Source organism: Paenibacillus senegalensis JC66 (assembly GCF_000285515.1).
GTDB classification, from domain to species: domain Bacteria; phylum Bacillota; class Bacilli; order Paenibacillales; family NBRC-103111; genus Paenibacillus_L; species Paenibacillus_L senegalensis.
Genome location: NZ_HE610957.1, coordinates 786,379 through 800,775, shown reverse-complemented (window position 1 = coordinate 800,775; position 14,397 = coordinate 786,379). Strand labels below are relative to the sequence as shown.

Annotated in this window: 13 protein-coding genes; 11 read left to right on the top strand and 2 right to left on the bottom strand. The window is 52.2% G+C overall.

What is annotated here, in order from left to right; genetic code table 11:
- The first annotated feature begins 1 nt into the window (after nt 1).
- The 3 genes from PSHG_RS03875 (at nt 2) to coaD (ending at nt 4,766) form a co-directional block, all read left to right on the top strand.
- Entirely contained in the window at nt 2-3,100 is a 3,099-nt protein-coding gene (locus tag PSHG_RS03875) for a heparinase II/III domain-containing protein (RefSeq protein ID WP_010269714.1), read from the top strand.
- Between the two features lie 499 nt (nt 3,101-3,599).
- Complete coding sequence (gene rsmD, locus PSHG_RS03870) at nt 3,600-4,172, top strand: 16S rRNA (guanine(966)-N(2))-methyltransferase RsmD (RefSeq protein ID WP_010269711.1); 573 nt, start codon at nt 3,600-3,602, stop codon at nt 4,170-4,172.
- A gap of 90 nt (nt 4,173-4,262) precedes the next feature.
- Nucleotides 4,263-4,766 (top strand): pantetheine-phosphate adenylyltransferase, encoded by a 504-nt coding sequence (gene coaD / locus PSHG_RS03865; protein ID WP_042121110.1) that lies wholly within the window; start codon nt 4,263-4,265, stop codon nt 4,764-4,766.
- Nucleotides 4,767-4,815: 49 nt separating this feature from the next.
- Here coaD and PSHG_RS26530 read toward each other — a convergent pair whose 3' ends face one another.
- Nucleotides 4,816-6,045, bottom strand: a complete 1,230-nt coding sequence (locus tag PSHG_RS26530; protein ID WP_010269706.1) for a nucleoside recognition domain-containing protein — start codon at nt 6,043-6,045, stop codon at nt 4,816-4,818.
- A gap of 98 nt (nt 6,046-6,143) precedes the next feature.
- On the opposite strand from PSHG_RS26530, the gene PSHG_RS03855 reads away from it, so the two are divergent.
- Nucleotides 6,144-7,319 carry a SepM family pheromone-processing serine protease gene (locus tag PSHG_RS03855; protein ID WP_010269703.1) on the top strand — a complete coding sequence of 392 codons (1,176 nt, stop codon included), beginning with the start codon at nt 6,144-6,146 and terminating at the stop codon, nt 7,317-7,319.
- Nucleotides 7,320-7,413: 94 nt separating this feature from the next.
- Here PSHG_RS03855 and PSHG_RS03850 read toward each other — a convergent pair whose 3' ends face one another.
- Nucleotides 7,414-8,691 carry a nucleotidyltransferase gene (locus PSHG_RS03850; protein ID WP_010269700.1) on the bottom strand — a complete coding sequence of 426 codons (1,278 nt, stop codon included), beginning with the start codon at nt 8,689-8,691 and terminating at the stop codon, nt 7,414-7,416.
- A 222-nt stretch (nt 8,692-8,913) separates the two neighbouring features.
- Here PSHG_RS03850 and PSHG_RS03845 point away from each other — a divergent pair, with 222 nt between their 5' ends.
- The 7 genes from PSHG_RS03845 (at nt 8,914) to fabG (ending at nt 14,373) form a co-directional block, all read left to right on the top strand.
- Nucleotides 8,914-9,435 carry a YceD family protein gene (locus tag PSHG_RS03845; protein ID WP_010269697.1) on the top strand — a complete coding sequence of 174 codons (522 nt, stop codon included), beginning with the start codon at nt 8,914-8,916 and terminating at the stop codon, nt 9,433-9,435.
- Between the two features lie 58 nt (nt 9,436-9,493).
- Nucleotides 9,494-9,667, top strand: a complete 174-nt coding sequence (rpmF, locus tag PSHG_RS03840) for a 50S ribosomal protein L32 (RefSeq protein ID WP_010269692.1) — start codon at nt 9,494-9,496, stop codon at nt 9,665-9,667.
- A 355-nt stretch (nt 9,668-10,022) separates the two neighbouring features.
- Nucleotides 10,023-10,610 (top strand): transcription factor FapR, encoded by a 588-nt coding sequence (fapR, locus tag PSHG_RS03835; RefSeq protein ID WP_081505048.1) that lies wholly within the window; start codon nt 10,023-10,025, stop codon nt 10,608-10,610.
- Complete coding sequence (plsX, locus tag PSHG_RS03830) at nt 10,594-11,580, top strand: phosphate acyltransferase PlsX (protein WP_010269687.1); 987 nt, start codon at nt 10,594-10,596, stop codon at nt 11,578-11,580. Before fapR ends, plsX begins: the two co-directional genes overlap by 17 nt.
- A gap of 11 nt (nt 11,581-11,591) precedes the next feature.
- Nucleotides 11,592-12,578, top strand: coding sequence for a beta-ketoacyl-ACP synthase III (locus tag PSHG_RS03825; RefSeq protein WP_010269686.1), 987 nt, complete (start codon nt 11,592-11,594; stop codon nt 12,576-12,578).
- A gap of 54 nt (nt 12,579-12,632) precedes the next feature.
- Nucleotides 12,633-13,574, top strand: a complete 942-nt coding sequence (gene fabD, locus PSHG_RS03820) for an ACP S-malonyltransferase (RefSeq protein ID WP_010269684.1) — start codon at nt 12,633-12,635, stop codon at nt 13,572-13,574.
- 58 nt (nt 13,575-13,632) lie between these two features.
- Complete coding sequence (gene fabG, locus PSHG_RS03815; protein WP_010269679.1) at nt 13,633-14,373, top strand: 3-oxoacyl-[acyl-carrier-protein] reductase; 741 nt, start codon at nt 13,633-13,635, stop codon at nt 14,371-14,373.
- Nucleotides 14,374-14,397 lie beyond the last annotated feature (24 nt).

Here is a 14,397-nt window from a genome sequence, read left to right as displayed (position 1 = left end):
GATGAAAACAAGGAGCACATATTACACGCCAAGGAAAAAGGCCGCTGCCCGCAGCAAACTGCAGCATGCAATGTGGGCCCGCAAGCTGCGTGATGAAGCTGTGAGCAAGGCGGAGGCTTATTTGCGTCAGGGGCATGACTGGCTGTGGAGCCTGGTCACGTCCCAATCGCTGCCGCGAAGCATCATGGTGCATCTTACTTTGGGCTCGCCGGGCTCCGGGCCTGAATTGACCCGGCTTTATGGCAACTACGGATGGCTCGCCGATCCGTTGAATGATCCGTGGAAGCTAACCGACCCGGTTAGCGGCATGCGGTTTCCGAGCAACGACTTTGCTTCCTATTATGCCAGCGGCCTTAACGCCAAAGGAGAGTTCAACGCCGCGCTTGCCGATCCGCAGTTTCTGGTCAATGAGCTGTATCCGCACAAAGGAGAGCATTGGGCGGTTGACGACGGCTATGGCTGGATCGACGACCAGGGAGAGCGCTGGGGCTTTATCGCTTACTACAATCACTGGCATCTCTGGTATGGAAAAGGGATGATTGTGGATGCGCTTGTCTCCTTTAGAGACGCTTATTTGCTTACCGATGACGCCCGATATGGGGAAGCGGGAGTCATTTTGCTGGATCGCGTGGCGGATGTGTACCCGCAAATGGACATCTCGGCTTATCGCTGGGATGACGGCTACTACAATTCGCACGGCTTGAGCGGCAAAGGCAAAGTGGTCGGCTGCATCTGGGAAACGGGCTTGGCCAGTGATCTGCTGACCTGCTTTGACGCCTTTTTCCCGGCGATAGAAAGCCCACGAGTGCGGCAATTTTTGCAGAATAAAGCCAGCCGCTGGCAGCTTGGCAGCGAAAAAAGCACAAGTGGAATGATTCGCGACAATATCGAGCGGGGCATTGTGCAGCAAGTTTATCCGGGTGTGCTGGACGGCAGCATTAGAGGAAACTTTGGCATGCATCAAAAGGCATTAGCCTTGGCTGCTGTCATCTCTGACGACGCCGAATCGGCCCGCCGGTGGATCGGCTGGATTTTGCAATCCGGCGGAACGGTGGCCGAAGATTCAATACCGCGACAGACAGGCGGCAATGTGCTTGCCGCTTTGGTTGATGAGGTCGATCGGGACGGCTTCGGCAATGAAGCGGCACCCCATTACAATGGACTGTGGCTGTCACAAATGAGAGTCTTGGCCGAAGTGCTGGAGCTTTCTGAGCTGGAAGATGTTAATTTGTCGAAGCACCCGAAATTTCGCAAGATGTTCCTTACGCCTATCGAGCTGCTGATCGGAAGGTGTAGTATTCCCGCAATTGGAGATTCCTGGCGCACAGGGAATTATCGGATCCCCGGCACAATAGACGATCATTTGTTCGCTTATGAGCGATATGGAGATCCGAAGTTAGCCCAGTACATTTATTTCTTGAACGGCAGCACTTTGGACGGCTTGCCAGGTGATTTGTTTTCACCCGATTCGGACCGGCTGGAGGAAAGCATTGCTCAGGTGCTGCAGCGATGCGGTGAGCTGAAATGTGAGAGCGTAAATTTGACCGGCTACGGCTTTGCCGCGCTGCAAATTGCAGGCGACCTGGCGGGAAGCCCGAACGCTGTGCAAGCGGCGGAACATGCACGATCTAAAGGAGCTGTGCAGGCCGTAAACCATGCTGCAGCAGGCAAAAGCACGGCGGCAGCTGCCGAATTCTCCCGGGCTGTATGGATGTACTATGGCCGCACTGGCGGACATGGGCATAAGGATGCGCTCAATATCGGCATGTTTGCTTTCGGCCATGATCTGCTGCCGGATAACGGCTATCCGGAGAAGGCGGACTGGAATCCTAAGCGGTTAGAATGGGTTGAAAATACGGTCAGCCACAATACAGTGGTCGTGGATAGAGCGAAACAGCAGGCGATCTGGGTAGGACGACCGCTTCATTTTCACGGGGAAGGTCCTGTTCAACTTGTTGATGTGGAGGCGCCGGGTGCTTATCCGCATGTTGACTTGTATCGCCGAACAGTCGTGTATGTGCAGGTGGATGAGATAAACAGCTACGCCATTGATCTATTCCACGTGCATGGCGGGCAGCAGCATCATTACAGCTTTCATGCGGCAGAGGGCGAGGTCAGTACCGAAGGCCTGCGGCTGAGAAGACAGGAAAAGGGCACCTATGCCAGCGAGCAGATCGAATACAGGCCTAGCACGGCAGGAAATGCTCGCGGCTACCAGGGAAGCGGCTTTCATTATTTGTTTAATGTGCAGCGTGATGAGAGTCCCGCCTCGGCGTTCAGTGTCGACTGGCGCATCAGGGAAGAACAATCGAGCGGGGAAGGGGAGCTTCACTTCCGTCTGACGATGCTGGGCGAGTATCACGAAGCCGCGCTGGCTAACGGTGAGCCCCCGCAGGTGCCGGGCAACCCGGATCGATTGAACTATGTGCTCGTGAACCGCCGCGGGAACGCTTTGCGCAGCCGGTTTTTCGCCGTATTGGAGCCGTATCGCCATCATCGCTTTATTCAAAGCATCGATCAGGTTGCGGTGCCGGATGGCGTGTCCGCTGTTAAAATTACGCTGGCCGACGGCAGAGTGGACTATGTCGTTCAATCGCTGAATCCCGACCAATGCTATGACATTGACGGCGTGTTCAGCTTTCAAGGCTTTGCCTGCGTCTATTCGTATCGGATGGAGAATGGCCGGAAGGAGCCGGAAATGGTGTTCGCTCACGGCGCCGCCAAACTGCAGGATCGGGATGTGACGTATATGGATCAGCCGTCCGGTTACGTAACGGGAGAGGTGCTCGATTTTACGAAAAATCTGTCCCTGGACAATTCGATCCGCATTCGAATCAACAGGGATGAACCTAATCAGAACATCCGTGCAGAGGATTTGACGGGCAAGCGGATTTACGTGGAAGACGATGGAGAGAGAAATGCGGTTTACAAAATACATGCGTTGACCATGACTAGTGAGCAGGAGGCCGTTATCGCCATCGGGGACCAGACGCTTATCCGATGCTACAGAAGCAAGGAGGATTTGGCGGCCGGTTTTGTATACGATATCCGTGAGGGAGCGCGCTTTAACATTCCTTTGTCCTTTGTATGGAAGAAGTGAAGGAGTGCATAAAATGAACGATTCTGCTTAAAGCAGCATGGGAGTCGAAGCAGCATAAGAGCGAATGCGGGCTGCCGGCTGTTTGTTGAACGTTTTTCTTAAAATGGAGTAGGTATAGAAATAAATCGGGCGCCCCTTTCGGGACGCCCTTTTCATGGGAGAGGAGAAACCGGATGAAGAACTTATGGGGAAACGTAAGTCTTCTCCACGGTTGTCTACGACATTCTCTAATGTCGATAATTAAAGGATGGCCTTAAATTGTCATTCTTATACATATATGCGGATAATTTTTTTGCGCAGCGGATAACAATGTGGGATAATAAAACACGGATAAGACATGATGAGGATACGAACTATTACAAAGAAGCATAAAAGGCTCGAAGAAGCACTGAAAAGATTCAAAACACAACAAAAAACACCAAAACGCACGAAGAACTACATACAATAACAACGTGTCTGAAGCATGCCGACTTTTAATAGCAGAGCAGGAGGGCAGCCCGTGAGAGTCATTTCAGGTACAGCCCGGGGCAGACCATTGAAGGCCGTTCCGGGGGAGGGGACACGGCCAACTACCGATAAGGTGAAAGAGGCCGTGTTCAGTATTCTTAACCCTTATCTACAAGGAGGATGGGTGCTCGATTTGTTTGCGGGCACAGGCGGTCTGGGCATTGAAGCGTTAAGCCGGGGGATGGACCACGCTGTCTTCATAGATCTGGAACGCAAAAGCGTGGAAGTCATTCGCCATAATATAGATACAGCCGGATTTAGAGAACAAGCGGAGGTTTACCGAAATGAGGCACAGCGGGCGCTTAAAGCGCTAGCGAAAAGAGAGGTCAAATTCGCGCTTGTGTTTTTGGATCCGCCTTACCGGCTAAAAACGATGGAGGAATTGCTGCTTAAACTGGTCGGCTACGAGCTGCTTGAGCCTGAAGCAATAATAGTGGCCGAGCACGACCGGAGCAACCGTTATCCAGAAACGGTGGATGGACTTCAACAGATCCGAAGGGCTGATTACGGGGATACGGCTATTACGATTTACCAGTACCGGGATGCTCCGTCAGCTTCGGTCTGAAGAAAATCCCGCACGGGTGAAATAAAGATATAAGACGAGTGGGAAACATCGGACAAGCCTGCCCGAACCGAAAAGAGGAGCTGAACAAGCATGAAAAAACCAACAATGGAAGCCAATATTGCGGTATGCCCGGGAAGCTTTGATCCCGTAACGTATGGTCATTTGGATATTATCCAAAGGGCCTCCCAAGTATTTGAAAAGGTAATCGTGGCGGTGCTCAAAAACTCAAGCAAAACGCCCCTGTTCAGCATTGAAGAGCGCAAAGCGATGCTGGAGCAGGTAACTCAGGATATCCCTAATGTGGAGGTAGACAGCTTTAACGACCTGCTCATTAATTATATGAATGAACGAAACGCACATGTCATTGTAAAAGGATTAAGGGCCGTCTCCGATTTTGAATACGAGCTGCAGATGGCATCCTTGAACCGCAAGCTGAGCGATCGGATAGAAACCTTTTTTATGATGTCTAGCAACCAGTACTCATATTTAAGCTCAAGCATCGTCAAGCAAATTGCTCAATTCAATGGCCCGGTTTCAGATTTGGTTCCAGATGTTGTGGAGCGGGAATTGCGGCGTAAATACAGCAAAGGATGAATCCGGCCACGAGAACATAACAGGCTGCAGCTGCGCAAGGAAGATGAGATTAGAGCTGGCGGCGGCGGAGTTTTCTTGTGCACAGGATTAACAGTGATGCTAACAGAAGAAGGCCTAGTGCTGTTAAATAAAATTTCCCCATCCAGGGCCAGATGGATGCCGATGAAGGAAGCCAGAGCGCCGACCAGCCGACAGGGGCCATGGAAGAGACAGAGGCGGCGTCTAATGAGTCTGCGCCCAAGAGAAGCATTGCCGGCTTCCACAGCGCAATGGTCAGTACCACAGCCCATCCGGCATGGAGAAGACGCGCCAGCATGAATGGCGGATAACGCAAGCCGGCAGGGGAAGTCAGACTGCGCGCTTGGGCATGCAGGGACAGCCCGCTCCAGCCTAGAATCGCTCCAATCAAGGCGGTCTGGAACAACGCGGAGCTTGTATAATGAGCTGCTGCATACACGCCCAGATGCGGCTCCAGCAGCCCGGCTAACAGCACCTGCAGCAGCTCGGAGGTAAGCCAGGGCTCAATAATGATTTTCACGATTTGGTGAATGACTGAGAATAGCATGATAAATCCGCCCAAGCTGAGTAAGGTTTGGGCGGTTGTCGTCACCGAATCGCCCAGCAGCTTGCCGAAGGTCCGGCCATCCTCGCGCCTTGCTGTGGTCAGCGTGTTCGCTGCGCTTGCCCAGAGGCTGGGATAGACAGCGTTTGACAGCTGGCGCGTCGGGTTTGGCTTCTGTAATGATGAGCGCGGAGCAAAAGCAAGCAGAACCAGAGCGGTTGCAACCGCAGCGGCATAATGGATGACAGCGATAAAAAAGCCTCGCTCCACGCTGCTTAAAAAACCGACGCCAATTACCGCAATCATCAGCATGGGGCTGCATAAATGGCTGACCGACCATAGCCGCTGAGCTTCTGCAGGCTTTAGCTGACGCTGCTTGACGAGCTTGCCGGTGACGCTCGAGCCAGCCGGAAAACCTCCAGCCATGCCCAGCGTGAATGCCCACCCGGCAGCGCCAGGCAAGCGGAAGACGAGCCTCATCCAAGGCTCCAAAAACGCTCCGAGAGCGTGAATCACTCCGAGACCGAGCAAAATTTCGGACAGCATCAGGAAAGGGAACAGGCCGGGAAAGACAAAATCCCACCACAGCTTCAAGCCGGCCAAGGAAGACTGAAATACCTCGTCGGGATGTATAATAATAAAAGCAATTAGAATGACGGACAGCGCGCCAACTAAAAGAGTAAAGGAACGGCTTTGCGGATGGAACCAGCTGGCCATCAGCTTCTCCTCCAATCGTACAAGGTATATTTTTAAGTTTACGCTCACGTTTTCTAATTAGACCAAGCTCTTCCCCCAGCAGAAAGGAGAGAATGGGAGTGGATGAACATAAGCACAACAAAGCCGACGAGCCGAATAATCGGGTGGATGTCAGCCAGGATCATAGAATAGGCTTTCGGCCCGGGCAGGCTTCCGGCAGCTCTCCTTCGCGGTTTTTATGGCCGCTTCTTGTCGGAGTTATCGTTTTTTGCGCCCTTTACTTAATTCCGCTGCCCCTGTATACGTACAAACCGGGCACAGCCGAACCGGTAGGACCGATGGTCCGCATGGAACAGAACTCGGAGACATCAGGCTCTTTCTTGCTTACAACGATTGGATTGAGCGATACCAATCTTGTTGGATTTATTTATGCGAAGTTAAATAGTGACTTGTATGAGCTTCGTCCAAAAAACCAGGTGCATCGTGACGGAGAGTCGGAGAGCGAGTATAACCAGCGGCAGGTATATAACATGAGAGCCTCGCAGAGCAATGCCATTCAAGCCGCTTATGAGTTGGCCGGAGTTTCTTATGAAGTTGTCAATACCGGAGTGCTTGTCCTTCGGGTGTCGGAGGATATGCCCGCTTACGGGAAGCTGAGGGCGGGGGACACCATTCTTTCGATAGATGGTCAATCCGCGAGCCATTCTACCGAAATGCTCGATTATTTGAGCAGCAAGCAGCCCGGGGACCGGGTAGTGGTCGAGATTGAACGGTCTGGAGGCCATCAGCAGATGGAAATCGAGCTGGCCGAGCTCCCCCCCCAGCCAGGGGAAGCATCATCCCGGGCAGGGCTGGGTGTATCGATAGCCAACAAACAGGAAATCCAGCCGGAGGATGAAAAATTCGCAGTTAGTGTGGAGGCCGGTCAAATTGGCGGTCCGTCGGCGGGACTTATGTTTGCCCTGGAAATCTATAACCGGCTTGTCGGGGAAGATATTACTAAAGGGTACACTATAGCGGGTACAGGAGAAATCGATCCCGAGGGCAATGTGGGAGTTATTGGCGGTATTCAGTTCAAAGTGGTCGCAGCAGACCGCGAGGGTGCTGATATTTTCTTTGCCCCGAACGACTTGTACCCGGAGGCTGACGATCATTTTCAACCTATTCTTAATGCCACAATAGCAGAGGAGCAGGTGCGAAACATCAAATCGGACATGGTTGTCGTACCTGTCGGGACAATTGAGGAAGCATTGGAATATTTGCAGTCTCTGCCCCCTAAAGAATCGGACTCTTAGAATTTTTACTTTAGCAAGGTTCCAATAAAAACTTTGGTTTAGCCGGAAGCAGCATACGCACCCTATAGATGAAGAAGGAGGCTGAAGCCTCCTTCTATCTGCCAGCTGCAGCGGACTGTATCGGAGGGCGGTAGTGGTCCTGCAGCAGGTCCTCCCTAGTAGGGACATCATAACCAAGCGCATAGACAGAGGCAGCGCGAATATCCATTTCCAAAAATAGGGATCGATTCCGCGGCAGCTTGACGATGGGCTCGAGTCTTGACTCTGTTCTCATGCGCTTCAACAGCTCCCGACCTTTTGATGAGAAAGCGAGGACGCGCGCATAATCAGGCCCGGCAATCAGCGCTTCACGGCTCAATTCGTTTTTGCGATGACCAAGCAGCAAACGGACAAGCATTCTTTGCAGCTTGGTGCGGGTATAGCGTTTTGTTTTGAGGAGGTCCAGCCAGGACTCGAAAGCTGATGGGCTGCCGGCTCCACCTTGCGTAAGTGCATGCCCGGCGGGAAATTGCCGTAAGGTATGCTTGAGACGGTACTCGAGGCCCTCGCTGAACTCGTAAATCTGTTCCAGCTGCTGTTCAGTCTGGCTGACCACGGTATGAAGCAGCGGCTGCATGAAGCGGTTCCAGTCGATAGGCGCACGGCCCAGTTCCAGTTCACGCTGCAGGATGGAGAAGGTGGATTCCGGGACATATGGCCTGAGAGCCGCAGGATCCCCGTCCCCAATCAGCTTTTGCCGCAGAGCAGTAGCACTGGCAATTCGCCGGTCCGAGAAAGATGTATCATGAAATCCGCTTTTATGGCGGGCAACCGTATATGGAGTAATCTTGCTTTGCAGGCGCTGCAGGGCGATTAAATAATGCAGACCTAACGTATTGTTAGGAGCGGTTAGCTGACCCGGCGAATGCGCGGACTCGCCGAGCCATTCCTGAATGGCCCGGCTGTAAGCGGCAGGGTAACTGATTCCGCTGCTCATATGGCTGTTCAGCAGCGATTGAAAGCCGGAGCTTTCGTCAGCTAAAGACTTGGCCAGCCCGGTGAGCCACCGGATATCACCGCTTTCGCTGCCAAAGCAGAGGCTGTCGACAACACCGATCCGGTCCAGGGTATATACCGCTCCATAGGCAAACCATTCGGCAGCTTGCGCAGAATAAGCTACAGGAAGCTCCAAAACCAAATCAATGCCGGCGGCCAGTGCCATCTCGGCACGAGCCCATTTGCTCAACAAGGCGGGTTCTCCACGCTGCAGGAAGGGGCCGCTCATGACGGCGACAACGGCATCAGCTCCGGTTATTTGCCTGGACTGCTCCAGGTGATAGACATGGCCGTTGTGCAGCGGATTGTATTCGACGATGACGCCAACGGTTTTCAAAGGCGTTCCCTCCTTTCACAAAAAATAGGCCTCCCTGCGGAAACGGCGTTTCGCCGGAGGAATGCCGGGAATTCTTTTTTTACTATAGCATGAACCACACCTGACATGCTTGCTAATTCATGAGCAGACGAGTTAGGGTAAGGCGATCGCTACAAGCAGAAAATGTTGACAAAAGATTGATCCTATCGTTATAATAAACTTTGTTTGTCTGGAGTGAAAATCATGCAGCTCAATCTGAAGGAACTAATCGCTAAAGAGAGCACCGTTCGCTTGAAGGAAACGCTGGACGTATCCGATTTGTTGAAGGGACGCCAGGATTACAACGGTAGCGGCCCCCTTGAAGCGGATTTGCAAGCAACAGCGTCATCGGGTGTGGTCGAGGTTTCGGGCCAGCTGACAATCGATGTCGATATGGCCTGCTCCCGCTGCTTGGAGTCAGCTAGGCAGACACTGCATATTCCTTACCGGGAGTGGTTTGCTGAACGCGAGGAAGCCTTGTCTGAGGAACAAGCGGAAGAAGCCCATGTTGTTGCTGAAGATAGATTGGATCTGAAGCCTTATCTGGTCGAAGCCGTGTGGTTTCAGCTGCCTGTCGTTCCGTTATGTCAAGAAGATTGTGAAGGGTTATGCCCGCAGTGCGGCATTAACCGCAACGAACATACCTGTCAATGCTCGACGGAACGCATCGATCCGCGCTTGGCCGGATTAGCCGACTTTTTTAAAGAAACGGATGCTAAAGAGTAAAGCCGGGCAGCCGGACTTAGAATGCAACCATTTGATTTTGTGAAGGGGGTGGAAATCCATGGCAGTACCTCAAAGAAGAACTTCCAAAACCCGTCGTGACAAACGCCGGACTCACTTTAAATTGGCTGTTCCTGGCATGGTTAAATGCGAGCAATGCGGCGAGTTGAAAATGGCGCACCGCGTTTGCAAAATTTGCGGAACCTACAAGGGTAGAGAAATCATCAGTCAATAAGGCAAGGCCAGCAGCGTTCCATCTTACTAAGAGATGGCACGCTGTTTTTTTAATGCTAAATAATTTGCATAATCATCAACCAGGGCGAATGTTCGTCCGGAATTTTCGGGGTCAGCGGTTTGCTCGGATGAAATTGCAAGTCTTCATTAGGAGATTTAGCTTTCCTTTCTTTGCGCTTTTAGGGTAAAATGAGAAAAGCTATAAATTAGCACCTGGTAATATCATTAAGTATCAATATCCATCGCTGTAAAATCGATTTCACTCTTTGCAGATGGGCATGCATAATTCGAATTCATCTACAAACAGTGTTTCTTGCAGAAAGAATTGAAGAAGGCGGTGCGGCATTATAGAACGCATACCTAAGAGGCTCAGGCAGCAGCAGCTGAGCCAAGTGATAGAGGACAACCCATTTATGACCGATGAGGAACTGACTCAGCGTTTTGGTGTGAGCATCCAGACGATCCGTCTTGATCGGATGGAGCTTGGCATACCTGAGCTCAGGGAAAGAATTAAACAAATGGCAGAGCAGTCGTATGATCAGGTACGCTCGCTTCAGCTTGATGAAGTGATCGGAGATATCATTGATCTTCAGCTGGATAAAAGCGGAATCTCGTTATTTGAAATCCGGGAAGAGCATGTGTTTGCGCGCACTAAAATCGCCAGAGGGCACCATATTTTTGCCCAGGCGAATTCACTGGCTGTGGGTGTCATTAATGATGCCATCGCTTTGACCGCTTCAGCGGAGATTCGCTTCGTGCGGCCGGTTATGCTGGGAGAGAAGTGCGTGGCCAAAGGCTATGTGCGTTCAGTCACAAGAGGCACGGCCAAAGTGGATGTAACCACCACCGTTAATAATGAAATCGTTTTTGAAGGCAGCTTTGTAATCTTTCATTCCAAAAAAGAACGAGGAGAAGGAGGGGCTCCCGATGCGAATAGCGATTGATGCCATGGGGGGAGACCATGCTCCGCAAGCGATTGTTGAAGGAGTGCTGCTGGCCGCCAAGGAATGGAGTGACAGCGAGCTGATTCTGGTCGGGGACTCGGCCAAGCTGGATCCGCTGCTGGCCGCCAAACCTGATAATGTCAAGGTTGTTCATGCTCCCGATAAAATCGAGTCGACTGATGAACCGGCGAAGGCGGTGCGGCGCAAGAAGGATTCTTCTATGGTGGTGGCCGGACGTCTGGTGAAAAACAAGGAGGCCGATGCGCTGATTTCCGCCGGAAATACGGGGGCCTTAATGACTACGGGTCTGCTCGTAATCGGCAGAATACGCGGTATTGACCGCCCTGCGTTAGCGCCGGTCATTCCCAGTATGAAAGGAGCAGGGACGCTCTGTCTTGACCTGGGGGCGAATATGGATTCCTCTCCGGAAAATTTATTGCAATACGCGATTATGGGCAGCATCTACCGGACCAAGGTGAACGGTATGGAGAAGCCGCGTGTAGGCCTGCTCAACGTAGGCACGGAGGAGCAGAAGGGCAATGAATTGACGAAAGCGGCTTTTCCGCTGCTGGCCAATGCTCCGATACATTTTATAGGCAATGTCGAGGCTCGGGATGTTCTTGAAGGCAGCTGTGATGTGCTCGTATGTGACGGCTTTGTCGGCAATGTGCTGCTTAAGGCGCTGGAAGGAACGGCAGGCACAATTTTTTTGGTGTTAAAACAGGAGTTTACCCGATCCTTTGCCAGCAAACTGGCCGCTGCGGTGCTGAAGCCGGGCTTGACGAGGTTCAAAAAGAAGCTGGATTATACAGAGCATGGCGCGGCCCCGTTCCTTGGCATTGACGGGCTCGTATTGAAAAGCCACGGGTCATCCGATGCCAATGCGATTAAAAATGCTGTGCGCCAGGCGCGGACGGCTATAGAGGCGGAACTCGTATCAGCAATTTCCGCAGAAATCAGCAGGAAGTGAGTGGGAATTAGATGAATATATTACCGGTTGGAATTATCGGAACAGGCAAATATGTGCCCGATAAAGTATTGACTAATCAAGATTTGGAACAAATGGTGGACACTAATGACGAGTGGATTTCTACTCGCACAGGGATTAAGGAGCGAAGAATTGCTTCGTCTGAGCAGGCATCCTCGGACCTTGCCTATCAGGCTGCGCAAATCGCTTTGGAGAATGCGGGAATAACCGCACAGGATCTTGACCTTATTATCGTGGCCACGATCACGCCGGATATGGCTTTTCCTTCCACTGCCTGTGTCCTGCAGGAAAAGCTTAATGCGAAGCAGGCAGCTGCTTTTGACCTGTCGGCCGCCTGCTCAGGCTTTATTTACGGGCTGGCTAACGCGGCTAATTTTATTGCTACCGGCACCTATAAATACGCGCTGGTGATAGGCGCTGAATGCTTATCCAAAATTACGGATTATACCGACCGCAATACATGCATTCTGTTTGGCGATGGTGCAGGTGCAGCTGTGCTCGGCGTTGTGCCGGAAGGAAGGGGCTTCCGCTCCTTCGAGCTTGGTGCAGACGGCTCCGGCGGGGAGCTGTTGAAAATTGCCGGGGGCGGCTCACGCAATCCATCTTCGCCGGAATCTTTAGAGCAAAAACAGCATTATATTTATATGGCAGGACAAGAAGTGTTCAAGTTTGCGGTCCGCATTATGGGCTCCGCAGCAGAAGAGGCATTGCGCAAAGCGGGAATGGATAAGGGGGACGTGGATTTGCTCGTACCCCACCAAGCGAATATACGCATTATTCAGTCGTCCCTGAACCGGCTGGAGCTGCCGGAAGAAAAATGCATGATTAACTTGCATAAATATGGAAACGTCTCCGCTGCCTCGATCCCTATTGCATTGGCCGAGGCTGTGGAGGAAGGAAAAGTGAAAGAAGGCGATTGCCTGGTCATGGTCGGTTTTGGAGGCGGATTGACCTGGGGGGCGTCTGTGCTTGTCTGGTAAAGAAGAAAACGAACGAGGACTGAAAATGGTTAACGATATAAAGGAGTCGAACGTATGGGAAAACTCGCATTTGTTTTTCCTGGGCAGGGGGCCCAGGCAGTAGGAATGGGACGCGATCTGTATGATGCGGATGCCCGAACGCGCGAAAGATTTCAGCAGGCTGACGAGGTGCTGGGGTATGCGCAGAGTGAATTGATTTTTAACGGACCGGAGGATCAGTTAAAGCTGACCTATCATACACAGCCTGCGCTGCTTACGACAAGCGTTGCTTTTCTGGAGGCATTAAAGCCTTGCGGAATTCGCCCTGATTATGTGGCAGGCCACAGCCTGGGGGAATATAGCGCGCTTGTTGCTGCTGGCGTGCTCTCCTTTGAGGATGCGCTGAAGGTAGTTCGCCTGAGAGGCGAATACATGGACTCCGCGGTGCCGTCCGGACAGGGAGCAATGGCCGCTGTGCTTGGCTCTGAACGGGAGGTGCTCAGCACCTTGTGCGCCCGCATTAGCGAAGAAGGCTCTGCTGTCGAGCCGGCTAACTTGAACAGTCCCGGACAGATTGTCATTTCCGGGACGAAAGAGGGGGTTGACGCCGTGATTGCAAGGGGCAAGGAGGAGGCCGGAGCCAAGCGGATTATACCGCTTGAGGTCAGCGGTCCGTTCCACTCCTCGCTGATGCGGCCGGCGGCTGACCGGTTGGCGGATGTGCTCAGTCAGACTCCAATGAAGCCGGCTGCTGTACCTGTAATAGCGAACGTGACGGCAAGAGCGGTCGTCGAGCCCGAGCAAATTCGCACTCTTCTGGTGGAGCAGGTATATTCCCCGGTACTATGGGAAGACAGTATCGAGTGGCTTATTCAAGAAGGCGTGGATACGTTTGTTGAAATTGGTGCAGGCTCGGTGCTCGCCGGGTTGATTAAGAAAATCAACCGCTCTGTCCAGGTCGTATCGGTAAACAATGTGACCAGCCTGGAAGCAGCAAAAGCACAGTTTTCAGCTTGAGTCAATTCAATCTGGCGTACATGAATCAAGGTGTACATGATTCAAGAGGAGGTAGGATATGTTAAAAGGTAAAGTGGCCCTGGTTACAGGAGGCTCTCGTGGAATTGGCCGGGCGATAGCTCTGCAGCTCGCCGAAGCGGGGGCGGATGTGGCAGTCAATTATGCAGGAAGTGAAGCCGCTGCCGCCGAGGTAGTCCAAGCCATTGAAACGATGGGGCGCCGCGCTATAAGCCTCAGAGCAGATGTCAGCAGCTCGGAGCAGGCTGATGAGCTGGTGCAGCAAACTATCAGCCAATTGGGGCGTATCGATATTCTAGTGAATAATGCGGGAATAACTAGAGATAATTTGTTAATGAGAATGAAAGAAGAAGATTTCGATGCGGTTATTGCGACCAATCTTAAAGGCGTATTTAACTGCGTGAAGGCGGCTACCCGGCCAATGATGAAGCAGCGCTCGGGCAGCATCATCAATATTTCCTCTGTCGTCGGAGCGACAGGTAATGCCGGACAAGTTAACTATGCCGCTGCCAAAGCGGGAGTAATTGGCTTAACCAAATCAGCTGCCAAGGAATTGGCAAGCCGCGGGATTACCGTTAATGCGGTGGCCCCAGGTTTTATCGTAACGGACATGACCGACAAGCTCAACCAAGAGACAAAGGATGCGCTGCTCGGGCAAATTCCGCTTTCCCGTTTAGGCCGGCCTGAGGAGATCGCCAAAGTGGTGCTGTTCCTGGCCTCGGATGCAGCTTCTTACATGACAGGACAAACGCTTCATGTTGACGGCGGTATGTATATGTAGGCTTCCGGCCGCATGGAGAAGGGC

Coding starts and splice junctions, on each gene's coding strand:
- PSHG_RS03875 (WP_010269714.1), top strand. CDS start 2: ATGAAAACAAGGAGCACATATTACACGCCAAGGAAAAAGGCCGCTGCC.
- coaD (WP_042121110.1), top strand. CDS start 4,263: ATGAAAAAACCAACAATGGAAGCCAATATTGCGGTATGCCCGGGAAGC.
- plsX (WP_010269687.1), top strand. CDS start 10,594: ATGCGAATAGCGATTGATGCCATGGGGGGAGACCATGCTCCGCAAGCG.
- PSHG_RS03845 (WP_010269697.1), top strand. CDS start 8,914: ATGCAGCTCAATCTGAAGGAACTAATCGCTAAAGAGAGCACCGTTCGC.
- PSHG_RS26530 (WP_010269706.1), bottom strand. CDS start 6,045: ATGGCCAGCTGGTTCCATCCGCAAAGCCGTTCCTTTACTCTTTTAGTT.
- fabG (WP_010269679.1), top strand. CDS start 13,633: ATGTTAAAAGGTAAAGTGGCCCTGGTTACAGGAGGCTCTCGTGGAATT.
- fabD (WP_010269684.1), top strand. CDS start 12,633: ATGGGAAAACTCGCATTTGTTTTTCCTGGGCAGGGGGCCCAGGCAGTA.
- PSHG_RS03825 (WP_010269686.1), top strand. CDS start 11,592: ATGAATATATTACCGGTTGGAATTATCGGAACAGGCAAATATGTGCCC.
- rpmF (WP_010269692.1), top strand. CDS start 9,494: ATGGCAGTACCTCAAAGAAGAACTTCCAAAACCCGTCGTGACAAACGC.